General features: G+C 45.7%; 22 protein-coding genes. 5 read left to right on the top strand and 17 right to left on the bottom strand.

Going from position 1 to position 23335, the window contains the following annotated elements; genetic code table 11:
- The 5 genes from AOQ29_RS02425 to tgt form a co-directional block, all read right to left on the bottom strand.
- A complete protein-coding gene (locus tag AOQ29_RS02425) occupies positions 1-1227 on the bottom strand; it encodes a glycosyltransferase family 4 protein (protein WP_061992958.1) in 1227 nt (408 codons plus the stop codon).
- A gap of 120 nt (positions 1228-1347) precedes the next feature.
- On the bottom strand, positions 1348-3120 hold the full coding sequence (locus AOQ29_RS02420; RefSeq protein ID WP_061992957.1) for an ABC transporter ATP-binding protein: 1773 nt from the start codon (positions 3118-3120) through the stop codon (positions 1348-1350).
- Positions 3113-4843, bottom strand: a complete 1731-nt coding sequence (locus AOQ29_RS02415) for an ABC transporter ATP-binding protein (protein ID WP_061992956.1) — start codon at positions 4841-4843, stop codon at positions 3113-3115. Before AOQ29_RS02415 ends, AOQ29_RS02420 begins: the two co-directional genes overlap by 8 nt.
- Positions 4844-4983: 140 nt before the next feature.
- Positions 4984-5316 (bottom strand): preprotein translocase subunit YajC, encoded by a 333-nt coding sequence (yajC, locus tag AOQ29_RS02410; protein ID WP_061992955.1) that lies wholly within the window; start codon positions 5314-5316, stop codon positions 4984-4986.
- Positions 5317-5364: 48 nt separating this feature from the next.
- Positions 5365-6582, bottom strand: a complete 1218-nt coding sequence (tgt, locus tag AOQ29_RS02405; RefSeq protein ID WP_061992954.1) for a tRNA guanosine(34) transglycosylase Tgt — start codon at positions 6580-6582, stop codon at positions 5365-5367.
- 170 nt (positions 6583-6752) lie between these two features.
- On the opposite strand from tgt, the gene AOQ29_RS02400 reads away from it, so the two are divergent.
- Together AOQ29_RS02400 and AOQ29_RS02390 are read left to right on the top strand one after the other, a co-directional pair.
- Positions 6753-7247, top strand: coding sequence for an NUDIX domain-containing protein (locus AOQ29_RS02400; RefSeq protein ID WP_061992953.1), 495 nt, complete (start codon positions 6753-6755; stop codon positions 7245-7247).
- Positions 7248-8138: 891 nt separating this feature from the next.
- Entirely contained in the window at positions 8139-8879 is a 741-nt protein-coding gene (locus AOQ29_RS02390; RefSeq protein ID WP_061992951.1) for a sulfite exporter TauE/SafE family protein, read from the top strand.
- Between the two features lie 59 nt (positions 8880-8938).
- Here the strand turns inward: AOQ29_RS02390 and AOQ29_RS02385 are convergent, their stop codons facing one another.
- From AOQ29_RS02385 to hxlA, 4 genes are all read right to left on the bottom strand, one after another.
- Complete coding sequence (locus AOQ29_RS02385) at positions 8939-9193, bottom strand: hypothetical protein (protein ID WP_061992950.1); 255 nt, start codon at positions 9191-9193, stop codon at positions 8939-8941.
- Between the two features lie 76 nt (positions 9194-9269).
- Complete coding sequence (locus AOQ29_RS02380) at positions 9270-10625, bottom strand: glucose-6-phosphate isomerase (protein WP_061992949.1); 1356 nt, start codon at positions 10623-10625, stop codon at positions 9270-9272.
- Positions 10618-11151, bottom strand: a complete 534-nt coding sequence (gene hxlB, locus AOQ29_RS02375; protein WP_061992948.1) for a 6-phospho-3-hexuloisomerase — start codon at positions 11149-11151, stop codon at positions 10618-10620. Before hxlB ends, AOQ29_RS02380 begins: the two co-directional genes overlap by 8 nt.
- A 13-nt stretch (positions 11152-11164) precedes the next feature.
- Positions 11165-11794, bottom strand: coding sequence for a 3-hexulose-6-phosphate synthase (gene hxlA / locus AOQ29_RS02370; protein ID WP_061992947.1), 630 nt, complete (start codon positions 11792-11794; stop codon positions 11165-11167).
- Between the two features lie 203 nt (positions 11795-11997).
- On the opposite strand from hxlA, the gene AOQ29_RS02365 reads away from it, so the two are divergent.
- Entirely contained in the window at positions 11998-12309 is a 312-nt protein-coding gene (locus AOQ29_RS02365; protein WP_061992946.1) for a winged helix-turn-helix transcriptional regulator, read from the top strand.
- 64 nt (positions 12310-12373) lie between these two features.
- On the opposite strand, the gene trpA is transcribed toward AOQ29_RS02365, so the two are convergent.
- The 8 genes from trpA to AOQ29_RS02320 form a co-directional block, all read right to left on the bottom strand.
- Positions 12374-13150: a tryptophan synthase subunit alpha gene (gene trpA, locus AOQ29_RS02360; RefSeq protein WP_061992945.1), complete on the bottom strand. Its 777-nt coding sequence runs from the start codon at positions 13148-13150 to the stop codon at positions 12374-12376.
- The gene (gene trpB, locus AOQ29_RS02355; RefSeq protein WP_061992944.1) at positions 13143-14339 is read right to left on the bottom strand and encodes a tryptophan synthase subunit beta; all 1197 of its coding nucleotides are present in this window, start codon (positions 14337-14339) and stop codon (positions 13143-13145) included. Before trpB ends, trpA begins: the two co-directional genes overlap by 8 nt.
- A gap of 3 nt (positions 14340-14342) precedes the next feature.
- On the bottom strand, positions 14343-14960 hold the full coding sequence (locus tag AOQ29_RS02350) for a phosphoribosylanthranilate isomerase (RefSeq protein WP_061992943.1): 618 nt from the start codon (positions 14958-14960) through the stop codon (positions 14343-14345).
- 17 nt (positions 14961-14977) lie between these two features.
- The gene (trpC, locus tag AOQ29_RS02345; protein ID WP_061992942.1) at positions 14978-15754 is read right to left on the bottom strand and encodes an indole-3-glycerol phosphate synthase TrpC; all 777 of its coding nucleotides are present in this window, start codon (positions 15752-15754) and stop codon (positions 14978-14980) included.
- On the bottom strand, positions 15751-16767 hold the full coding sequence (gene trpD, locus AOQ29_RS02340) for an anthranilate phosphoribosyltransferase (RefSeq protein WP_061992941.1): 1017 nt from the start codon (positions 16765-16767) through the stop codon (positions 15751-15753). Before trpD ends, trpC begins: the two co-directional genes overlap by 4 nt.
- The gene (locus AOQ29_RS02335; protein WP_061992940.1) at positions 16736-17359 is read right to left on the bottom strand and encodes an anthranilate synthase component II; all 624 of its coding nucleotides are present in this window, start codon (positions 17357-17359) and stop codon (positions 16736-16738) included. Before AOQ29_RS02335 ends, trpD begins: the two co-directional genes overlap by 32 nt.
- Positions 17343-18857: an anthranilate synthase component I family protein gene (locus tag AOQ29_RS02330; RefSeq protein ID WP_061992939.1), complete on the bottom strand. Its 1515-nt coding sequence runs from the start codon at positions 18855-18857 to the stop codon at positions 17343-17345. Before AOQ29_RS02330 ends, AOQ29_RS02335 begins: the two co-directional genes overlap by 17 nt.
- 497 nt (positions 18858-19354) lie before the next feature.
- A complete protein-coding gene (locus tag AOQ29_RS02320) occupies positions 19355-21319 on the bottom strand; it encodes an ABC transporter ATP-binding protein/permease (RefSeq protein ID WP_061992937.1) in 1965 nt (654 codons plus the stop codon).
- A gap of 492 nt (positions 21320-21811) precedes the next feature.
- Here AOQ29_RS02320 and AOQ29_RS02315 point away from each other — a divergent pair, with 492 nt between their 5' ends.
- Positions 21812-22693: a shikimate dehydrogenase gene (locus tag AOQ29_RS02315; protein WP_061992936.1), complete on the top strand. Its 882-nt coding sequence runs from the start codon at positions 21812-21814 to the stop codon at positions 22691-22693.
- Positions 22690-23335: type I 3-dehydroquinate dehydratase (gene aroD, locus AOQ29_RS02310; RefSeq protein WP_061992935.1), on the top strand; the 646-nt coding region annotated here is incomplete at its 3' end. The genes AOQ29_RS02315 and aroD, both read left to right, overlap by 4 nt.

Genomic DNA, 23335 nt, shown 5'->3' with positions numbered 1-23335 from the left:
TTAATTTCTCCTAAAGGGGTTTCTTAAGACTCGTTTGATATAACCAATTTCTTCATCATTTAATTGGTCATCATCTTCGTCATCATTACTGTGGTGGTTATTGATTACTTCTTGATAAAAGGCTAAAACTCGGTTACCAAAAGTAGTCGCATCAACATTTTTAACTGCTGCCCGTCTGATTTCATCAGCAGCCGGTGTATCAGGTGTTTGAAGATAGTACAAGATGGCAGCCAAAAGCTCATCGTAGTCTTCAATCAAAGTTCCAATTGCTTTATCGGTGACAACTTGTTCCAAATATGGACTGTCAACTGCCACAAAGGGCCGGTTGACTGCTAAAGCTTCAATAAAGGTCAACCCTTGTGTCTCGCTATCAGAAGAGGAGACAAAAACATTGGCCATCCGGTAATAATCACCAACTTGGTCATGATTAATCATACCAGTAAAAATAATTGAGTCTTGCAGTTCAAGGTCTTCGACCTGGCCCTGGAGGGCTTTTTTAGCTGGACCATCACCAGCAATAACCAGCTTTGCCGTTGGTAAAGTTTGTAAAAGTTCTGAAAAAACGGAAATTGTTAAAGCAACATTTTTTTCAAATGCCAACCGTCCTAATGACAAAATAATCGGTTGGTCTTCACTAAGACCATATTGTTGACGTAGATCAAGATGGGCTTGACTAGTTTTAATTGCAACCCCAGTTGGAATAACTGGAATTGGTATTTCAATCCCATACCCTTCCAGGGTTTCTTTAACCCCCTGTGAGGGCGCAATGACGCCATCCATACCTTTAACATAGGCTTTAACCAAGTGCGAAATGGCCCCTGGTTTCAACAGCATCCCTTTAGCAACATAATGTGTATAGTCTTCATACTGGGTATGGTAGGTATGAATAATCGGAATCTTTAACCGACGAGCAACATATTTACCCATCAATCCGAGAGAAAATTCAGTTTGCGTGTGAATAATATCAAGTTCCAACTTCCGACCAATTTCGACTGCCCGAATCATCCCACGAAAAGAAAGGCGCCGGTCTTTGAAACCAAAATAAGGAATCGAAGAAAAACGGTAAATCCGTTCTTCAACCTGTTCCTTATCAACCTTTGGGTCTGTTGTTGTAAAAATATAAACTTGGTGGCCTTGAGCTTCCAAGGCATTTTTTAATGTTTGAATCGACGTTGCGACTCCGGAAACCTGTGGAAAATAAGTATCCGTAAATAAGCCAATTTTCATAGGATTCTCCATATATTGATTACATGCCTGGGCATACTCTGCCTATTATACCATCTACCATCATTGCATTCCAAACTATACGATGAATCAAAGTCCACGTTAATTGGGCTTTTTCAAATTCTATTCAAAAACCATCTGATTGGTATACAACTCAGCATAAAAGCCCTTTTCGCCTAAGAGTTTCTCATGTGATCCACGCTCAATTACCTGTCCATCCTTAAGGACAACAATTTGATCAGCAGAGAGAATTGTCTTCAATCGATGCGCGATTACAAAGGACGTCCGCCCCGCCATTACGTTATCCATGGCTTGTTGAATTTGTTCTTCTGTCACCGTATCAACGTTTGATGTTGCTTCATCTAAAATCAACAAATCGGGGTCAGTTAAGATTGTTCGTGCAATCGATAATAATTGCTTTTGACCGCTTGAAAAGAGGTCCTTTTCAGGCGAAATTTGCGTTTGGTATTGGTCCGGCAAAGACATGATAAAGTCATGAATTTGTGCTTGTTTAGCAGCCTCTTGAACCTCAGCTAAAGTTGCATCGGGCTTACCAAAGCGAATATTGTCCAGAATCGACTTCGAAAAGACGACAGATTCTTGCAAGACAATTCCAACCCGGTCTCGTAATGAATACAAATCAAAGTCTGCCAATGGGACACCATCATAGGTAATCTCACCGGCTGACAAATCATAAAAGCGATTCAACAAATTCATCACTGTCGTCTTACCCGACCCAGTTGGGCCAACCAAGGCAACCATTTCGCCCTTCTTAACCGTAATGGAAACATCCTTTAGGATTGGACGGTCAGGTTGGTAAGCAAAGTCCACATGGTCCAAGACTAGTTCGTCTTGAAGAGCTGGGGCCTTTTTCTGACCAGAGTTAACTTCATCATCTTCTCGCTCCACCGCTGTGATGCGGTTGGCACCAGTTGAAGCTAACTGTAAAGCATTATAAATTGATGTTAATTGAGTGATTGGTTGGAAAAACTGTTGTGAATAGTTAACAAAGACAACCACCAAGGCCAAACCACTGGCTTTATCCATACCGTTGTGCAAAACCAGCCATGAACCAAAGAAAATCACAATTGCAAGGTTCAAAAGTGAGAATCCTTGCATCAATGGATTTAATAAGCCAGAAAAGAATTGACCATTCTGGCTGGCCGTACGAACCTGTTGGTTGTAAGGGTTAAACTTTTGAATTGAATCAAGTTGTCGTCCCTCAGTTAGCAAAACAGTTTGCCCGGCTAGTTGCTCATTGATATAGCCATTCAAATCCGCATTGGCCTGTTGTTGTCGCTCGATTTGGACACGAGCATAACGCACAATCACTAAGGCGATAATAATCGCAACTGGACTCATCATAATCGTGACCCAAGCCATCGTGACTGATTTTTCAAACATCATCCACATAATTCCAAAGAAGAGCAGGGTCTGTGAAAAAATCTGAAAGACTGCATTATTCATGGCATTGAAAATGTTATCGAGGTCTGAGGTGAAAAGTGAAAGAATTCGACCATCTTGATGCGTATCAAAATAGCGAACTGGCATTTTTTGTAGTTTGCCAAAGAGACCCCGCCGCATCGTACCAACTGAATCAGAAGAAATACGAGCAGTTAACAATCCTGACAAAATTAAAGCAAATTCTGTGAGGACATAAAAGCCAATCATTGAACCTAGAGCAGTATAGAAGTCATGCAGTGAGCCATGACCACCGGGAGTTAATGAAGCTGTCAAATACCTTGTCAAAGCAGCAATAGCATCACCCAAGTACAACGGAGCCTGAATCTGGGCATAGGTAGCAATTAAGACCAGTCCTAAGGCTAGTAAAAGACCACGCCAGTAGGGTTTTAAATTTTTAGTAAAGTAAGCCAACGCATTTTTTAATTTAGCCATGGTTGTCCTCCTTACCTTTTTGGCTGTGATAAATTTCTTGGTACATTGGTGATTTTTCCAACAACTCTTGGTGGCTACCAATCCCAACTACCTGTCCCTGGTCTAAGACCAAGATTTGGTCAGCATGAATAATCGATGCAATTTTTTCAGCAATGATAATTTTCGTTGTTGCTGCAAAGTCTGTCGTTAAGGCATCTTGGACCTGGCGTTCAGACCGGGCATCCAAAGCTGAAGTTGAATCATCTAAAATTAAAATTTTAGGCTGCTTAATTAGCGCCCGGGCCAAAGAAAGACGTTGCTTTTGTCCACCAGAAAGGTTGGAAGATCGTTCTGCTACTTCATGGTCAAAGCGTTCAGGATATTGGTTGATAAACTCACTTGCTTGAGCTTGATCCGCCGCCTTCTCTAAGTCAGCTTCACTTGCGTCAGGTCGACCCATCTTCAAGTTATCCGCAATTGTTCCCGAGAAAAGGACTGGCTTTTGTAAAACAATCGCCAAATTTTCATGGAGAGTCGCTTGATCCAAATCAGCTAATTTTTGGCCGTCAAACAAAATTTGACCAGCATCTGGTTGGTATAACCGGGCAAGCAAGAGGGCCAAAGTTGACTTCCCAGAACCCGTTGAGCCAACAATCCCCAAAGTTTTACCAGCTGGTAAATTAAAGGAAACGTCCTTTAAGACTTGGTGGTCATCTCCAGGATAGGCAAATGACAATCCTTGAGCATCGATGGCTCCTGTCAAAGATTGACCGCCAATTGTGTCGTTGTTATGGATATTAATCGTACTTGGTTCCGCCATCACGGCACCAATCCGCTTCAGTGAAACCATCCCACGCGAAGCCATATTCGAAACCATCCCTAACATTAACATTGAGAAGAGTAATTGGTTTAAATAGGTAATAAAGGGTGTAATTTTTGCCAGTTCACTCGGATTTTTCAAAATTGATTGCGAAACCAAGAGCAAGGCTGCAGCAATCGCCAAATATGAAATCAACATGTAGATTGGCATCATCAATGAAAAGGTATATGAGATTTTCCGGTTTAAATCTGTTAACTCCTTGGTACTAGCCGCAAAGTTTTCCGCCTCCTGGTCCTGTTGGTTAAAGGACTTAACGACTCGAACGGCTGCTAGACTTTCCTGAGTTATGGTATTGTTCTTATCCAAAAGTCGTTGGAACTTGCCAAAGAACCCACCCATCTGCTTAAAAATTCGTTGGGTTGAAGCCATAATCACAACAATCATCAAAACAATCACCCACCATAGGTTAGGCATTGTCCAGATAGCCAAAATCAAACCACCAACAAAAAGAATCGGCACTCGCAAAATAATTTGCAAGAGCTGCATGGTAAATTGCTGAACCTGGTTGATATCATTGGTTAATCGAATGACAAGGTTGGCTGATGAAAATTTCTGAATTTGGCTCAAAGAAAAACTTTGAATTTTTTCATATTCAGCTTCACGCAACGCTGCGGCTACTCCTTGCGAGACGCGAGAAGCGAAGAACGTTCCAGTTACACCAGCAACCATTCCAACAATGGCCAAGAATAACAGCCAAAAACCGTTGTGAAAAACAGCTGATGTATCATCGGCAATTACGGCTGCCAACATTCTCTTCAAAAATTGTGGTTGCAACAACGTCGCAAAAGCCATCGTCGTAACCGCCAAAACCGCACAAATAATTTTTTGCCAATATGGTTTGGCATAGTGTAATAATAAATTCATCAATGAATCCTCATCATTTCTTAAAAACCGACTAGGTTAGGTGCAATCTAATTCCCCATTGACTGGTAAAAAGACCCTCCCGGAAAATATGGGAGGGTCCAAAATAATTGAGGCTAAGGTCTGTCCTCAACCAAATCATTTTAATCTTTTGTTTCTTCTGCCTTTTCGACTTCTTCAACTTCTTCAGTCTTTTCAACAGGAGCTTGCGTTGCTGCTGGCGTTTCAGCTTCAATCTTGCGCAAGGCGTTTGCTTCGAAAGTTAAAATAACGCCTTCAGCGTTCAAATCAACAGTCTTAGCTTCATTGTCAACACTTTCAACAACGGCGTGCATACCACCGATGGTGATGACCTTAGCACCTTTTTTCAAGTTAGTGCGCATTTCTTCTTGACGTTGCTTTTGCTTCTTTGATGTCCGTGACATCCAGAAAAGCATCAAAGCAATCACTGCGAGGGGTAAAATAATACTTTGCATGGTTTAATTACATTCCTTTATTTGAGTTGTTCCTATTGTAACAAATTTTTAGAACAAACGGGCATTGGCTTTATTATAACCATATTCTTCTAATACCCGTTCTCTAAACTCGAGCAATTGATCGTTTTCAATCGCCGTTCGCATTTCTTCCATTAAATTCAATAGGTAACGGAGATTATGTTCAGAGGCAATTTGTGCACCCAAGAGCTCGTTGGCATTGAATAAGTGGTGCAAGTATGACCGCGATAGGTTTTGGTAAGGGCTATAACCTGGAACATCATATTGTGCTAAATTACCAAACTGTTCCTGGCGGATTGGATTCTTTGAATAATAATCCAAATCTGGATCGATTGGTGAAAAGTCATTCTTATATTTCGAGTTCTTAATCACTACCCGACCACGACGGGTCATCAAGGTTCCCTTGCGGCCAACACGTGTTGGCAAGACACAATCAAACATGTCAACACCACGAATCACTGAATCAATCAATGAATCAGGTGCGGCAACGCCCATCAAATAACGAGGCTTATCTTCTGGTAAGAGCGGCATGGTAAAGTCCAAAACCCGGTTCATTTCCTTCTTCGATTCACCAACTGACAATCCACCAACGGCGTAACCAGGCAAATCAAGTTTGACTAATTCTTGAGCCGACTCCGTCCGCAATCCCTTAAATCCAGCGCCCTGGACGATTCCAAAGAGAGCTTGAGTATCTGTTTTCTTGTGGTATTGCTGTGCTCGATCCGCCCAACGTAGTGATCGCTGCATCGAGTCTTTAATGTACTCGTAGGATTCAAAGTATGGAATTGCTTCATCCAACTGCATCATGACATCCGAACCCAAGTTGTTCTGAATTCGCATAGCAACTTCCGGTGACAGGAACATCTTACTTCCATTAACGTGATTACGGAAAGTGGCACCTTCTTCAGTCAGCTTCCGGGCATCTGCTAGAGAAAAGACTTGGAATCCACCAGAATCAGTTAAAATAGCCTGGTCCCAGCCCATGTACTTGTGAAGGCCACCGGCCTCAGCAATCAATTCATCGCCGGGTCGAACCCATAAATGATAAGTATTGGCCAAAATAAATTGCGAACCAATTTCCTTTAATGTTTTATTATTAACACCCTTAACAGCACCCTGCGTTCCAACGGGCATGAACATTGGCGTTTCAAATGTTCCGTGAGGCGTGTGTAACCGGCCTCGACGAGCCCCGGTATGTTTTTCCGTATGGAGATGTTCGTACCAAACGGCACCTTTTTCTTGCGTCATATTTCACCTGCTTAAAAATTTATACTATGCCCATTATAGCACGGCTCGAACCGATGCTAAAAAGGTCCAAAAATTAAAGATTAACAAATTTTAAATACAAAATTATATCCTGGTGTTATCATACAAAGAGTGGTTTAAGAAAAATTTTAAAATGAAAGTTGGTTAGTTCAATGGAACAAAACTATATCGCCCGAATGCGGGCCAAAGTCGGTCACGAAGGAATGATTTTCACATCTGCCTTCGGGGTTTTATGGAATGAAAACCACGATGCCATCTTATTGGAAAAACGTGGCGATACTAAAAATGGTTATGGATTTCCCGGTGGTTACATGGAATATGGTGAATCACCAATGGCAACTGTTGTCCGTGAATTCAAAGAAGAAACCAACCTCGATGTTGAGGTTGTCCGTCTCCTCGGATTAGCTACTCATGTGACCGAAAAGAATTCATGGGGTGATGCCCAAGAAACGATTTCAATGGGCTTTGAGGTTAAATTAGTTGACCCGAAAAAGGCTGATATTAAAGTTGATGGTGACGAGACATTGGATGCCGACTTTATTCCGATTAACCCCCGACCAGAAATGTTCGTCCCAGCAGCCCTGAAGACTTTGGAATTAGTTATTAATGAAAATGAAGCCAGCGACCGTCCATGGTTACGTGGTTAAAAAGGCCTTATGGCTTTTTTTATTTATCATAGGTTTTGCACTGGAGTTAACAATGACCATATATTAAATTTTATTCAAGTTATTGTATAATATTTAAATTATTGCCTTTTATTTTAAAAATGTTATAATTTATTTGTTAGGAACTAGTGTTAATCCCTTTAATATTTACTTGTCTTATTCCTACTTCTATATGATTAATACTCGCAAACATGCAATTCAAGTAATCAAAACATTTTTTCAATTAATTTCTAAGAACATTCAAGTTTGAAGAACTTTCCAAGTTCTATTTCCATCTCTCAATTGTGCAATTCCTTTGATCACCTTGTTTGCCGGGTACATTCGATCATTTACACATTAGTTACTAACACAATGACGGACTGGATTCTTCCAGTCTTTTTTGTGTTCCTGATTCAAACCTACAGTAGGTTTTACCTTTAAATTAATCTAATTCGCTTTTACTTCCAAAAAGTATTACAATGATTACAATGATGTAACTTAAGAAACAAAGGCAAGGCACAATGTGCGTAAAATAATTAACTGTTTAACATTTAAAAATAACTTCGGTGAAAGCATCATTATACTTCTAGCAACCTTTGCACTAGGGGCAGAAGTTGCGAGTGCGTTCCCAGAAGTAAAAACTGATTTTATTTTCGGCAGTACTGTTATTATCTTACTGTATTTATTTTCAAAGGTTATGACTCAATTGATTGTCATTCTCTTTCATAAATTCGCAGGCTAATTTTACTTCAAAGCCATAAATTTGCATTGATTACCTGTAATTTTCAAAAATTTCTGATAAAATACTACTAAGTTGATTCATTCTATTTTAAAGCATTACCGTTTGCTCCTCTTACTCGGCAATTCGGACTACATTTTTGGAAAGTTGGTTTTATGCTCAGTATTTTTTATGGTTTTTTGATTGGCTGTTTTGTCACTCTGATTGGGGGTGGTGGAGCAACCTTCTATTTAGGAGTCCTCACCTCAACCTTGGGCTTGTCGACGGCAGTTGCCGTGCCAACCTCGCTGTTCATCGCCGTCCCCGCCCTCTTTTCCGGTTTGGTGACCCAATGGCGGTTGAAAAACGTTGAAGTTAAAACCGGAAACCGGTTAATCTTAGCCGCCATCCCCGGAATTTTGATTGGGACTGTGGTTGCTAAATATATTCCAAGTGCGGTCTACAATATTGCCGTGGGTTGCATCTTGATTGGGATGGGGACAATTGTTGTCATCAAAAATTTCCGTAACCGCGGGAAGACTCCTCAGCGGAACCAAGATAGTAAGATTGCGCCAGTCTTCGGTTTCATTTCCGGCTTGATGGTTGGTTTTGGTGGTCTCTCCGGTGGCTCAGCCACCGTTGCTGGACTTTCAATCATGGGCATTCCGGCCGTTAAGGCAGCCGGAACCACGACCTATGTCCTCTGGATTCTAGCCGTGGTTGGTCTAGCCACCCACTTAGTTGCCGGTAGCGTGATTAATTGGTCAGCGGGTCTCTTTTTAATGGTCGGTGGAATTATTGGTTCTGTCCTCACACCACTGGTCCTCCACCTCTTTGATCCCAAGAAAATTAATAAATTCCTGTCACCCGTGATTGGCTTTGTGATTATGTACTTCGGGATTCGTTTATTCTTTTAACCACACAAAAAACACTTTCCTCTATTTATATAGAAGAAAGTGTTTTATTTCGTATTGCCTTAATAGCGCCTGCGGCGCATCAACCAAATCACAACAACGACAATCACAATCAAGATACAAAAGCCGAAGCCGAGGTGGTAGGCAATGTTAGATCCAATCCGCCAACCAATACCATGAATAATCCCTGAAAGTAAGCCATGGGCAATTCCGCCGCCACCATGAGCGCCAGAGAAGTGACTGGCCCCATGACGGCTAATATGACCAGCCCCATGGCTGGCAAAGTGACTGGCTCTTCCCAACATAACAGTGAACATTGGTTCTTCCTTCTCTCGTTAATTTTAAAGCTACTATAACAAAAGAAAAAGGATTATGCCAATATCACGACCGAGATTAAATTAAGCCTTGGTCTTGAAACTGTTGGTGCAAGTCTTCATAACCGGGTTTGTTCAAGAGGGCGAACATGTTTTGCTTATAGGCTTCCACGCCCGGTTGGTTGAAGGGGTTGACCCCATTTAGGTAACCGGAAACACCGACCGCAATTTCAAAGAAATACAAGAGGTGTCCGAGGGTAAATTCATCTTGTTTGTCGATTTCGACCAAGAGATTGGGTACACCACCGGCAACGTGGGCGAGCAAGGTTCCTTCGGAAGCCATCCGGTTAACATAAGAAAGATTCTCACCTTCGAGGTAACCTAACCCATCCTCAGCCTGGCCAGTGGGAACGGCCAAATCAGAGACCGGGTTTTTAACTCGAAGAACCGTCTCAAAGAGGTTTCGCCGGCCTTCTTGGATGTATTGACCGAATGAATGCAGGTCGGTTGAAAAGTTACCGGTGGCTGTGAAAATCCCCTTGCCGTCTTTTCCTTCCGATTCGCCCTGTAGTTGTTTCCACCACTCACCAATTTGGACCAAGGTCGGTTCATAGTTGACGAGCAATTCCGTCGTATAGCCCTTCCGGTACAAAATATTCCGGTAGGCCGCATATTGGTAAGCTGGGTTTTGGCTTAAGTCTGCCGAACGATAGGCATTTTCAGCCTCCTTAGCCCCAGCCAACAATTGGTCGATATCAAAGCCTGCCGCGGCAATTGGTAAAAGACCAACCGCGGTCAAAACGGAGAACCGGCCCCCAACGCCAGCCGGAATCACAAATTTTTCATACCCTTGTTGGTCAGCCAAAGTCTTCAGAGCGCCTTGATTGGCATCGGTGGTGACATAGATGCGGTCCCGGGCGGCTTGGTGACCATACCGGTTTTCTAACAGTTCTTTCAAGACCCGAAAAGCAATCGCTGGTTCAGTCGTTGTCCCCGACTTGGAAATCACGTTGACCGAGAAGTCCCGGTCGCCGATTAATTTGATTAAACTATTTAAGTAACTAGGCGAAATCGAATTCCCTGCAAATAAAATTTGTGGAAAGTCCCGGTCACCATCCGGGTAAGCAGAATTGAAATAATCTGAGAGAAAATCAATCACTGCCCTGGCCCCTAAGTAGGATCCACCAATGCCAACGACAACCAAAACCTTGGATTGGTTTTTGATTTTAGCGGCTGCTTGTTGAATTTGGACTAATTCAGCCGAGTCAAATTGGCTAGCGAGGTGGACCCAATCGGTATAATCATGGCCCGCACCAGTGCCTGACCGCAATAGTTGGTCAGCCACCGTTACCATCGGTTGGAGCATTGCTAATTCTTCTGGACCGACAAAGTTAGCTAAGTGGTCTGTCGTTAATTTTACAGGTGTGTTATTCAAGGTTCGTATGCCTCTTTTGCATCTCTGCCTCACTAATTTGGTAAGCGTCCATGTAATGGGTCACAAAGAGGTCACCAAAGAGCCAGACAGACTGTTCAAACAATGTTCCTAGTGGTTGCTGTGTCACTTGAGTTGTACCCGCAAATTTATTCTTACCAGCCAAAACTGTTACGATGTCGGCTTCTTGGGCCAACGAGCTTTGGGTGTTGGTACTCCATAACCAAACTTGGCCGCCAACTTCCTTGGCAATTGTTGCCAAATGAATTAACTGGGGTGTTTCGCCAGAAGATGAGGCAACAATCAATAAGTCACCAGCATTCATCGCCGGGGTATTGGTTTCGCCAACCACATGGGCTGACTTGCCTAACTGGGTGAGGCGCATGGCAAAAGACTTCAAGGCCAATCCTGACCGTCCGGCCCCTGTTAAGAAGATTTGCGGAGCAGCTTTAATTTGCGCTAAGGCTGCGGGCGAAAATTCACTATCTAAATTTTGTTGTAATTCTGTTAGTAGTTCTGCCCAATTCATAGCTGAAGGCTCCTTAGTTACCAAGCAATTCGCGGAATTGACGAGCTGATTCAGCTGGGTTTTCGGCTGTGGCAATTGCCCCACCAATGATCAACAAGTCAGGGTTAGCGGCCTTGATTTCATCGGCAGCAGCTAACTTAATTCCACCAGCGATGGCCGTCTTTGTATCCGTCACGTTTTCCTTAATGACGTTGAAGGCTGCAAATGGATCTTGACCCAAGGCTTGCAAGTCATAGCCAGTGTGGGTTGCAATATAGTCAGCGCCCATGGCATCAACTTGTTGTGTCCGTTCAGCTAAGTTTTGTACCCCAATCATGTCAACCAACAATTCTTTACCGGCAGCATGAGCAGCGGCAACAGCATCCTTGATTGATTGGTCTTCAGCTACTCCCAAAATCGTCGTGATATCAGCTCCATACTTAAAGGCTTGGTCAACTTCATAAGAAGCAACGTCCATAATCTTCAAGTCGGCCAACAAAGTAACATCGGGGAAGGTTTCGCGAACCTTTTGGAACCCTTCCAAACCAAAGTTAATCACCAAGGGTGTACCGTATTCGAAAATATCGATGCTGTCCTTAGTTTGTTCGATTAAGTTAATCGCTCCGTTTACGTCTTCCAAATCAATAGCTAATTGCAATTTCATGATGAATGTCCTATCCTTTTTATATCTTATTTAACGTGGAACCTAGTATACTAAGCACAATTTTAAAAACAATAAGTTACTTTTTAGTAACCCCTATTAGCGTTTGAAAAGAGGTAAAAATTTTGTCCGATGCATTCCGCACAACTGTCCAAAAAAAGCTGAGCAATGGCGACTTTGACTGCACAAAAGAGTTCACCGTTTCGATGTTTAGTGGCAAGCACAAATTAATGATTCTTTGGATTTTAATCAACGACGGTGACCAAGGTTTCGCCGCCTTGATGAACAAATTAAACGGCGTCAGCAAGAAGGTTTTATCCAACCAATTAAAAGAATTAATTGACGACCAGATTGTCAATAAAAGTGAAACCATCACCGGCAATACCAAGCGAACAGCTTACTCCCTGACTGAAATTGGTTTGACCCTGGTCCCAATCATTAACATGCTCAATGACTGGGGAAAGGATCGGTTAGCCCAGGTTGAAATCACCCAAAAATTCAACCAAGTTAATCAATAAACTACCGTCCATAATTACTGCCAACAAGCGCACAAAAAAACAGCCAATGGCTGTTTTTTTTAATTTATTGGTCAATCGCCTGACGAATTGTTTGGGCATATTTTTTAAGAGCTGCGGGAGCTTGGGTACCATTGTCCGCGACAATTTGGACACAGGCCGACCCAATGATGGCCCCGTCCGCAATCTCGGTCATCTCCCGGGCTTGGTCGGGGGTATGAACACCGAAACCAATGGCAACGGGAACGGTTGTATACTCTTTGATGTCTGCCACGACTTCGGCTAAGTTCGAAGCAAAGGCTTCCCGCTGACCCGTGACGCCCAGTGACGAAACCAGGTAAATGAAGCCACTAGCTTTTTTGGCAATCATCGGAATCCGGTCAGCCGAGGTCACCGTAATCAGCGGCACCAAGTCGAGGTCATACTTGTCGGTATAGGGAGTTAACTCATCCCGTTCCTCATAGGGCAAGTCGGGAATAATCAGGCCGTTGACCCCAAACTTTTGACAATCACGGGTAAATTCTTCGTAGCCGTATTGTAAGACAACATTCAAATAAACTAGGAAAACCAAGGGCACTGACGTTTGTTGACGAATCTCACCGACTGCCTGGAAAATCTTCTCGATTGGTAGGTCTGGGTCTTTTAAGGCCCGGAGGTCCGCCGCCTGGATGACCGGACCATCGGCCACTGGGTCTGAAAATGGAATGCCTATTTCAACAATATCGGCCCCACCCTCAGCAAGAGCGACGACATTTTTGACCGTTGTTTCCATGTCTGGGTCGTTGGCCGTGACGAAGGCAATAAAGTTCTTCCGCTGGTTAAATTGTTCTGCTAACTTACTCATCTAACGCTACTCCCTTATATTTAGCAATGGCGGCGACATCTTTGTCTCCCCGACCGGACAAAGTACAAACGATGACCTGGTCCTTAGCCAGGGTTGGGGCTAACTTTTGCAAGTAGGCCACGGCGTGACAAGATTCGATGGCCGCGATGATGCCCTCTTGCTTGGCAATGTATTCAAAAGCAGCGACGGCTTCGTCGTCGGTGATGCCAACATAATGAGCCCGGTGTTCAGCCGCCAAGGCCGCGTGTTCCGGGCCAACACCTGGGTAGTCGAGCCCGGCTGAAATCGAGTAGACCGGGTTGATTTGCCCAGTCGCATTCTGCAAGAAGAGCGACTTCATTCCGTGAAAGACACCCAACCGCCCCTTCTCAATTGTGGCCGCAGTTAGGTCCGTATCGACCCCTTTACCGGCTGCTTCGACCCCAATCAAATCAACACTAGGATTGTTGATGTAATTGGCAAAACTACCAATGGCGTTCGACCCACCACCCACACAGGCAATGACCTTGTCTGGCAGGCGACCTATTCGGTCTTGGAGTTGCGCCTTGGATTCTTCGCTAATCACACTCTGGAAGTCGCGGACAATCATCGGGTAAGGATGGGGACCGGTTGCCGACCCCATGACATAGAAGGTATCAGTCGGATGGGCAGCAAAGTCTTGCAAGGCGGCGTTAATGGCGTCCTTCAAGACCATCGAACCAGAAGTCACGGCGTGAACCTTGGCCCCCAGTAACTCCATCCGGTAAACGTTTAGCTGTTGCCGGTCAGTATCTTCCTTACCCATGAAAATTTCACAGTCCATGCCGAAGAGGGCAGCAATCGTTGCCGTGGCGACCCCGTGTTGACCTGCCCCTGTTTCGGCAATCAACCGGGTCTTACCCATCCGCTTGGCCAAGAGAGCCTGGCCGATAACGTTGTTAATTTTGTGGGCCCCAGTGTGATTGAGATCTTCCCGCTTAAAGTAGATTTGTGCCCCACCCAGGTCTTCCGTCATGTTTTTGGCGTAGTACAAAAGCGAGGGCCGGTTGGCATAGTTCGCCAAGAGATCGCGCAATTCCTTCTGGAAGGCCGGGTCTTGTTTAGCTTCCTCGTAGGCGTCCGCCATGTGGTTGAGTTCGTTCATCAAAGTTTCGGGGACGTATTGGCCCCCATATTCGGCAAAGCGGCCGGCTTTATTTCCTGTTACCATTTTTTACTCCCTTTCTTGGTGGGCCAAGGCCACTAACTGGCGAATCTTGGCCGGGTCTTTGTGCCCATTCGTTTCACTGCCACTGCTAATATCAATCCCATACGAGTTAAGTGCTAAAATTTTTTCGATATTGGTCAAATTAATCCCGCCGGCGACCAAGGTTTTATCCTTGGGCAGGTTTTGAAGACGGGACCAATCCAAGGTTTGACCCGAACCAGCTCCGCTATCGACAAGGTAGAAGTCAGCCTGATTTTGGTTGTCTGGGCCGGCAACCTGGTTTACAAATTCTTCTGCCTGGTCCTGGCCAACCGTGACATCAATCACTGCCAGTCCGCTGGCTTGGATGGCGGCGATCACCTCACTACCATAAGGACCGTGGAGCTGGGCCATTTGAATAATTCCCGCTTGTCCTAGTCCAATAATTTCATCTACTGCCTGGTCAACGAAGACACCCACCAGAGGAATGGCTGGGTCCAGGGTCGCGCGAATACTTTGGGCCTGCTGACCATCGACTTGGTGGCGACCACTGGCGAAGACAACCCCGGCATAATCAGCCCGGCTATCGTTAACCATGGTGGCATCGGCCTTCGTCATTAACCCGCAAATTTTGATTTTTGTCATGGCTTACCCTTCCTGGGCTATCCCTGGGCGGCCGCGATAAAGCTGGCCTTATCAGTGCTGCGCATCAAGGCTTCGCCAACCAGGACCCCGTTGACCCCTAACTTTTCCAATGCTTGGACATCGGCCGGGTCTTTGACTCCGCTTTCGGCGATAAAGACTACCTCCGGCGGAACTAGGTTTCGTAGACGTTGGCTATTTTCAAAAGAAACCGTAAAATCCTTTAAGTTGCGGTTATTGACGCCAATCATCTGAGCACCGACGGCGAGAGCTTGGCTAATTTCATCCTCGTCATGGGCTTCGACCAAGACGGCCAAGCCAAGTTCTTGAGCCAGGTCAAAGTAGACCCGCAGGTCGGCTGGAGTCAAGATTGCCACAATCAACAAGATAATTTTGGCGCCAGCAGCCTTGGCCTGGTAAATCATGTAAGGGTCGATGATAAAGTCTTTCCGCAGAACCGGAGCGGTAACCTGACCGGCAATTACCTCTAGGTAAGCTAAATCACCCTGAAAATAATCAGGTTCGGTTAAGACCGAAATGGCTGCAACCCCGGCTTGGTCGTAATCACGAGCAATCTGCTGGTAGGGAAAGTCCGGTGCAATCAATCCCTTGGACGGTGAGGCCTTTTTGACTTCTCCAATAATGTGGATGCCTGGCTGTAAAAAGCTATCATAAACTGCCTGGGGGTTAAGCGACCCCACATGCTCAGATTCCGCCTGAACGGTTGCCAAGGATTTTGCCGCCTTGTCCTTCACTAACCGGGCCCTGGTTGCCTGAACTAAGTCATCTAAAATCATTGGCCAACCTCCTGACCGGCGGCCAAGAGGTCATCAAGCAGTTGAGCGGCTTTACCGGAATCCAAAGCCGATTGGGCTAGTTCCACTCCCTCGGCTAAGGAAATTTTGTTGTCCAAGGCGTTCAATCCCAAAGCAGCATTCAAAACGACAATGTCGCGGTGGGGTCCGGCTTGACCGGCCAAGACCGCACGGGTAATCGCTGCATTTTCTTCCGCCGTTCCGCCAACAATTTCTTCCTTAGTGGCCCGAGTCAAACCGAAGTCTTCTGGCTCAATCGTTAGGAATTGGATTTGGTCACCACGAAGTTGGACGACCTTGGTTGGGGCCGAAATTGAAGCCTCGTCCAGGCCATCCGTCCCATAAATGATGTTGGCCGATTGGACACCGAGTTGGTGAAGGACCTGGGCCATTGGTTCGAGCAAGTCGGCGCTGTAAACGCCTAAGACCATCTGGCCGGGCATCGCCGGATTAGCCAAAGGTCCGAGCAAATTAAAGATTGTCCGAACGCCGAGTTCCTTGCGAACCGGGCCGACGTACTTCATCGCTGGATGATACTTTTGGGCAAAGAGGAAAGCAAAGTGATGGTTGGCCAACATGGCTTGGCTGGCCGCAACGCTTTGGTTAATTGGAAAACCGAGAGCCTCCAAAACATCCGCTGCCCCACTCTTCGATGAAGCCGCTCGGTTACCGTGCTTGATAACATCGTAGCCCAGGCTAGCAATTACCAGTCCAGCGGTTGAAGAGATATTGAAAGAGTTCGAATGGTCTCCCCCAGTTCCCACGATGTCTAGGGCTTGGGGCTGGGCTGGAAAAGCCAAGGCTGCAGCCCGCATGGCTGAAGCCGCTCCGGCGATTTCATCTTCAGTCTCGCCCTTGCTGGCCAAGGCAGTTAATAATGCGGCGACCTGAACTTCTTCGGCCTCCCCACCCATCACGGCTTCCACAACATTTTGGCTTTCAGTCAAAGTTAAGTCCTGGCCATCAATTACTTTTTGCAGTGCGGTTTTCAACATGGTTTTTCTCCTCTGTTTGGGCTAGAAAGTTCTTAAAGATTAGGTCGGCGGCAGTTTGGTCGGTCATGATTGATTCAGGGTGAAATTCAACTCCATAAACGTGGTTGTCCTCGTCGGCGACGGCTTGGATGGTCCCATCATCAGCCACGGCCGTCACCGTCAAGTTGTCCGGTACCGTGGTAGGGTCAATCATCAGTGAATGGTAGCGACCAATCGTAAAGTCAGCGGCACAGGCGGTAAAGATGCCGGCTGACCCTGGCTTGATTTGGTGAACCTGACTGGTTTTACCGTGCATCAAGGGTGCGGTCACAATCGAAGCCCCGTAAACCTCGCCGATGGCTTGGTGGCCAAGGCAAACGCCAAAGATTGGTAGGCGGCCAATTGCGTCCTGCAAGACGGCATTCATGTTCCCGGCATCAGCGGGACGACCCGGTCCTGGGGATAAAATCAACCCCGTCAAGCTTGGATCATCTAAGTCAGCGACTGTTACCTGGTCGTTTTTGACAACCTTAATTTCCTGGTCGGTCCGGTTGCCGATTTCTTGGTAAAGGTTATAGGTAAAACTGTCATAGTTATCAATTAACAAGAGCATCGGCCCCGGCCTCCTTTTGCAGTAGTGTCAGCATGAGCCGACTTTTATTTTCAAATTCATGGTATTCTTCGGCTGCCTGACTATCGGCAACAATTCCCGCTCCGGCTTGGACAACCACCTGGTCACCCTTTTGGTAGGCCAAGCGGATGCCAATGCAGAGGTCGAGGTCGCCATCGAAGCCAACCGTGCCAATTCCTCCGCCGTAAATCCCGCGCTTGCGGTTTTCCAAAGCGTTGATGATTTGCATGGCCGAAATCTTTGGTGCTCCGGAAAGGGTCCCGGCTGGTAAAGTTGCGGCAATAATATCAATCGGGGTCAAGCCCGCCTGGGCCTGACTTTCAATCGTCGATCCTAGGTGCATAACATTAGGGAACTTCAATAAGTGGCGGAGGCTGGTGACCTTAACCGTCCCAAACTCACTGACCCGACCGAGGTCGTTGCGACCTAAGTCAACCAACATGTTATGTTCGGCCTGTTCTTTCGGGCTGTTTGCCAGTTCTTGGGCAAAAAAGTCATCCTCTTCACGGGTTTTCCCCCGTCGGCGAGTGCCGGCTAAGGGATAGGAAAAGAGGGTCTGACCCGTCTTTTTAATCAGAGTTTCGGGTGATGAACCGACACTTTGAAAGTCACCATGGCGGAAGTAGAACCGATAAGGACTAGGTCCCGCCTTAGACAAAGTTCGGTAGGCCTGTATCAATAAGTCTGCTCGCTGATTTTGCGCCCGGTAGGGGTTAGACAAAATCAACTGAAAGATATCCCCGGCATGAATGTGGTCTTGAGCCTGACTAACCCGGTTGGAAAATTCCGCTAGGGTGAATTGGTTGAAAAACAGTAAAGGCTGGTTTTCTTCAGCCTCCTCTGTCGTGCCAGTCAATTGGTTTTGAGAAAATGCTGCAACCTGGTCCTGAACGAATTCGGAGCATTGATTAGCTAAATCCGTCCGGACCTGAGCCAAGTCTTCTTCGTCCAAGTCCGCTTGTACCAACTTAGACAGGGTTAATTTTTGCTCATCATGGTCGTAATTGATGACGGTATCGGCCAACAAGAGGTCAAAGTCATCCAGACCCAAATCATCAACCACTGGCTCCAAATGAACATCGGGATGGTAGCGGACAAAGTCGTAACTGAAGTAACCCATCAAGCCAGCGACAAAGGCTAAGTCCTCGCCTTGACCAGCGCGGTCAAAGCGGTTTTGCTGGTATAGGTCATTCAAGTATGCAATCGGGTCAGCCTCAATCACTTGAATCTGACCGTCTTGGTTACGGATAGTGATTTGGCCATCACGACCGGTTAAAACTTGACGGGGATTCACCACAATTGTGGTGACCCCATCGCGGGTAAAGGCCATCTGGCCCATGATACTTCCTGGTTTTTTTGCTTCGATGCGGTCCTCCTGGTTAAGGATGACCAGGTCATCAAAGACTGGACAGGGCTGGCTGACTAGAACTAACTGAAAGGGATGTTCATGGCTAGTTTGCTTTAGCTGTTGGTTATTCACTGGTGTTCTCCTTAAGATTTTTTCCACTAAAAAATCCGCCCATAACAACGCAATTTCTGCTTTGTTAAGGACGGATTGATTTCCGCGGTGCCACCTTAATTAGATTAGTCTCCACCCCTGGCGTCAAAAAAATAGAGCCAAAAAGCTTCACTAATCCCTCCTTAGCGAGATACCAACATATCCCCGACAACTGACGTATGCCTGACGTTTCCCCATACTTGCACAACTGTGCTTTCAGAAGAACCCTCCGTGGTCCATTTAATTGCCTGCGTTCCATCACCTTCTCACCACCGGCGACTCTCTGAGCGTGCACAACAATCTTGATCTCCACATCATTGGTTTTTATGGACGAACTATTTAATTGCTCTTAGTGTAATCAGCAAAATAAATTCTGTCAAGGAAAAATTAAAAAAACAACTCATAATCGTTTTGATTAAAAGCTGTTTTTATACTAAATATTTATTTTTATTACATATATAGCCTAAAATCCGGATAAATTAATCATTTGCCAAGGCATCGATTGGATTTAACTTCGCTGCCCGACGAGCAGGTAAGAGCGCTGCTAGCCATGAAATAATCAAAGCCAAAGCGAAGGCAGTAACCACGTTACCAACCGAAATCTGGACAAAGGCATAGTCAGCCGTCCCCTTCAACAAGCCGTTAACAGCAAATTCAGCAGCGTAAGCAAAGACCGTGGCCAAGGTTGCTGACAACAAACCGACAATCACTGACTCAGAAATAAAGAGCCAGCGAATATCACGCTTTGATTCACCCAAGGCGCGGATAATTCCGATTTCCTTAGTCCGGGCAGTAACCGACATAAACATTGTCACGATAATCATCAAGGCTGAAACGACCAATGAAATACCGGCAATCGTTGAAAGAATTGTCGTGGCCAAATGAACATAGGTTTGAACCTGTGAAATCACGCTTTGGATTGTGGTGGTCTTGTAAAGACGGGTCGAGCCACTCTTCATCTTATCGATTGATGCAGCTGTATCCGTGACATTATCCAAGTCATCAATCTTAACTGAAATTGATTTTGGATCTGAATCGAGGTTCGCCTGCTTCAAGGCATTTTGAACAGTCGTAGCGTTGACGGCGTTCATTTGCAAGCCCCGAGTTGATGACTTACCGATTCCAGAAACCGTGGCCGTAAAGTTAACCATCACTGGTTGCTTTTGCGCATTCAAAGTTTGGTAAGACAGAGTCACTGTTTTACCAATCAAATCCTTGTAATTATTAGCATCCAATTTCTTGGCAGCGGCAGTTTCATCCAAGAGGATTTCACCAGTCTTAGTTGGAGCGTGTCCCGCTACCACTGAATCCTTGGAATATGAATCGTTCCAAGTTGACAACGATGTCATCTTGACATTTTGGTTGTTGTAACCAGCATTCACGTTCAACAAGGTATCAGCTGATTGAACCTTGGAAACATGCTTCAGCTTCTTAATTTGTGCCAACTGGCTTTGAGTAAAGGCCGGCTTATCATCCGTCGATTGACCAAAGGATTGGTCATCGTCGTCCGATTTCACATAGCGGCTAACCGACATTACCTGCGGGTTGGCAATCTTGGTAATCTGGTTAGACATGTAACCAGAGATTCCGTTACCCAAACCGGAAAAGAGAACAACGGCAAAGAGGCCGATTGAAGTTCCCAGGATAATCAAGGAATTCGTTCCTAAATTATGACGAAAATGCTTAAAGGCCGTCTTAACTGAGGCCAACCGCGGCAAAATCCGTGAGTGTAGCATTTCCTTGTCTTGACTGTCATAGGCAGGACGGATTCGTTCATCGGATTCAATTTGGCCATCGGCTAAGCGAACAATCCGGGTTCCGGCTTCCGCCACGATTTCCGAGTGGGTTACGGCAATCACCAACCGACCTTCGGCCGCAATTTCATTCAAAAGAGCCAAAACTTCTTCGGTATTTTGAGCATCCAAGGCGCCGGTTGGTTCATCGGCAATAATTACCTTGGGGTCAGAGGCCAAGGCCCGGGCAATCGCCACCCGCTGCTTTTGTCCACCGGACAATTGCTTGGGGTACTTCTTCATATGGTCAGCCAAGCCAACCTTAACCAACAGCTCCTGGGCCCGTTTCTCCCGGTCTTTCTTAGAAAGAGTAGTCATGTCTAATGAAACCAAGACATTATCCAAGACAGATAGATGGGCAATCAGGTTATAAGACTGGTAAATATAACCAATCGTTTCTCGCCGGTACTGATCAAGGGCCTTTTCCTTTTGATGATCAAGCTTATTACCATTGACTAGGACCTGACCTTCAAAGTTACGGTCAAGGCCACCGATGATGTTCATCAAAGTTGATTTTCCACCACCAGATTCTCCTAGGATGGAAACAAAGTCACCCAGGTCAAAGTTCAGATCAATGCCCTTTAAAACTGGGAACTCTTGTGCCCCCAGAAAATAAGACTTCTGAATATTCTTTAATTCTAAATATGACATATTATTCTCTTTTTTCCTTTTTTGAATAGGATAAGTCTAACACTATTTTTAAAAAATACACAATCCATTCCGGCGTTTAATTTTACTAATTTAATGAAAAAACTGAATTCATTCTGATAGATTCTTAACAAATTAATTAAAATAAAATGATAAAAACTTGCACAAGCTCATTTTATGTGTTTTAATATAAACAACTTAACGGAAAGGGATTCCAACTATGAAACAGCAATGTTCAATGATGATTAATCGTTATTATGGCTTTTATTACTTTAGATAGCACGTCTCGCTTGATGCGGACGTGCCCACGCGTTCGCATCTAGGTAATGAAGTCATATTTGTCTTGACTGTCTAGGTGTATCAAACTACCTAGTCAGTTCAGCGATTATCATCAGCTTGGTTTCCTACCGAACTTTTTGATAAGCACCAAGCCGATTAGGTAACTACCTAATCGGCTTTTTATTTTGTCTTGTTTATTAGAAAAGGAAAAAACTCATGACCAGAATTGATGGACACACTTACTTAATCGGATTAATGGCTTACCCCATCCGCCACTCAATGTCGCCAACCATGCACAACACCGCTTTCGAAGCGCTCGACTTAAACTTTGCTTACCTGGCATTCGATGTTGACACCCCCGACCTGCCCGACGCCATTAAGGCTATCAAAACATTAGACATGCGCGGGTCAAATATCTCGATGCCCAACAAACAGGCTATCATCCCCTACCTCGACAAGCTCGATATCTCCGCCCAAATGAACCAAGCCGTTAACACCGTCGTCAACGACAACGGTATCTTGACCGGCTACACCACCGATGGTATTGGCTTCGTCAACGACCTCAAGAAAAAAGGCCACGATGTCGCCGGGAAAAAGATGGTTGTCATCGGTGCTGGTGGAGCAGGTACACCAATCGCGACCCAGTCAGCCTTAGATGGCTTGAGCGAAATTCGGATTTTCAACCGCCAAGACGACCGCTTTGAAAACGCCAAAAAGACCGTTGCCCTCATTAATGAACAAACCGACTGCCAGGCTAGCCTCCACGACTTGGCTGACCAAGACGACTTAAAGGAAAGCCTCGCCTGGGCCGACATCTTCTGTGACGCCACCGGCGCTGGGATGAAGCCCCTCGAAGACTTAAGCCTGGTGACCGACCCCACCTGGTTGAAGCCTGACTTGGTTGTCTACGACACGGTCTACGCCCCCCGCCAAACCAAGTTAATGAAGATTGCCAAAGACGCCGGCGTACAAAACGTCTACAACGGTCTGGGCATGATGATTGAACAGGGCGCCGCCTCATTCAAACTCTGGACCGGCCAAGACATGCCCATCGAACTCGTTCAAGCAGCCATTGAAGCAAAGGACCAGCAAAAATGAAAACAGTCACCGTCCAAAATCTCACCTTAACACCCGGCACTAGTAAAATCGCCGTCCCCTTAACCGGAGCCAATCTGGCTGAATTGAAAGACCAGGTCGCCCTGGTTGACCCCAGCCAAGTCGACTTAATCGAATGGCGATTGGACTTTCTAAACCCATGGCCAGATTCAGAAGAGTTAGCCGACCTGGCCCAAGGCCTTTGGGCAGACCTCCCCGGCTTGCCTATCATCGCGACCTTCCGGACCCAAGCCGAGGGTGGTCAACGGGCACTTTCAAACGCCGACTACCAAGACTTGCTCTTAAACCTTTGCCAGCTCCCCGTTGACATCATTGACTTAGAAATTAACCACGACAAAGACTTAGTCGATCAGGTCATCGCAACCGCCCACACCAATGGTAAGAAAATCATCGCCAGTTTCCATAACTTTCAGGAAACGCCGGCCAATGATGACTTGACTGTGACCTTCCGAAATATGGCGGACGCCCAGGCCGACATCGCTAAGATTGCGGTCATGCCCCAAACCGAAGCCGACGTCCTCCGCCTCATGACTGTCAGTCAGGCCAGCCAGGCCAACCTGCCCATTCCCGTTGTTTCGATGGCGATGGGGCCCTTGGGTCAGCTAAGTCGGATTGCCGGGTCGC

Origin of the sequence: Fructobacillus ficulneus (assembly GCF_001047075.2) — a bacterium.
Classification (GTDB): Bacteria; Bacillota; Bacilli; order Lactobacillales; family Lactobacillaceae; genus Fructobacillus; species Fructobacillus ficulneus.
This window is presented reverse-complemented; position numbering and strand designations above follow the sequence as displayed.

What these genes read in the sequence shown, in the direction of transcription:
- AOQ29_RS02425 (WP_061992958.1), bottom strand. Translation starts at nt 1,227, where the DNA reads ATGAAAATTGGCTTATTTACGGATACTTATTTTCCACAGGTTTCCGGA.
- AOQ29_RS02420 (WP_061992957.1), bottom strand. Translation starts at nt 3,120, where the DNA reads ATGGCTAAATTAAAAAATGCGTTGGCTTACTTTACTAAAAATTTAAAA.
- AOQ29_RS02415 (WP_061992956.1), bottom strand. Translation starts at nt 4,843, where the DNA reads ATGAATTTATTATTACACTATGCCAAACCATATTGGCAAAAAATTATT.
- yajC (WP_061992955.1), bottom strand. Translation starts at nt 5,316, where the DNA reads ATGCAAAGTATTATTTTACCCCTCGCAGTGATTGCTTTGATGCTTTTC.
- tgt (WP_061992954.1), bottom strand. Translation starts at nt 6,582, where the DNA reads ATGACGCAAGAAAAAGGTGCCGTTTGGTACGAACATCTCCATACGGAA.
- AOQ29_RS02400 (WP_061992953.1), top strand. Translation starts at nt 6,753, where the DNA reads ATGGAACAAAACTATATCGCCCGAATGCGGGCCAAAGTCGGTCACGAA.
- AOQ29_RS02390 (WP_061992951.1), top strand. Translation starts at nt 8,139, where the DNA reads ATGCTCAGTATTTTTTATGGTTTTTTGATTGGCTGTTTTGTCACTCTG.
- AOQ29_RS02385 (WP_061992950.1), bottom strand. Translation starts at nt 9,193, where the DNA reads ATGTTCACTGTTATGTTGGGAAGAGCCAGTCACTTTGCCAGCCATGGG.
- hxlB (WP_061992948.1), bottom strand. Translation starts at nt 11,151, where the DNA reads ATGAATTGGGCAGAACTACTAACAGAATTACAACAAAATTTAGATAGT.
- hxlA (WP_061992947.1), bottom strand. Translation starts at nt 11,794, where the DNA reads ATGAAATTGCAATTAGCTATTGATTTGGAAGACGTAAACGGAGCGATT.
- AOQ29_RS02365 (WP_061992946.1), top strand. Translation starts at nt 11,998, where the DNA reads ATGTTTAGTGGCAAGCACAAATTAATGATTCTTTGGATTTTAATCAAC.
- trpA (WP_061992945.1), bottom strand. Translation starts at nt 13,150, where the DNA reads ATGAGTAAGTTAGCAGAACAATTTAACCAGCGGAAGAACTTTATTGCC.
- trpB (WP_061992944.1), bottom strand. Translation starts at nt 14,339, where the DNA reads ATGGTAACAGGAAATAAAGCCGGCCGCTTTGCCGAATATGGGGGCCAA.
- AOQ29_RS02350 (WP_061992943.1), bottom strand. Translation starts at nt 14,960, where the DNA reads ATGACAAAAATCAAAATTTGCGGGTTAATGACGAAGGCCGATGCCACC.
- trpC (WP_061992942.1), bottom strand. Translation starts at nt 15,754, where the DNA reads ATGATTTTAGATGACTTAGTTCAGGCAACCAGGGCCCGGTTAGTGAAG.
- trpD (WP_061992941.1), bottom strand. Translation starts at nt 16,767, where the DNA reads ATGTTGAAAACCGCACTGCAAAAAGTAATTGATGGCCAGGACTTAACT.
- AOQ29_RS02335 (WP_061992940.1), bottom strand. Translation starts at nt 17,359, where the DNA reads ATGCTCTTGTTAATTGATAACTATGACAGTTTTACCTATAACCTTTAC.
- AOQ29_RS02320 (WP_061992937.1), bottom strand. Translation starts at nt 21,319, where the DNA reads ATGTCATATTTAGAATTAAAGAATATTCAGAAGTCTTATTTTCTGGGG.
- AOQ29_RS02315 (WP_061992936.1), top strand. Translation starts at nt 21,812, where the DNA reads ATGACCAGAATTGATGGACACACTTACTTAATCGGATTAATGGCTTAC.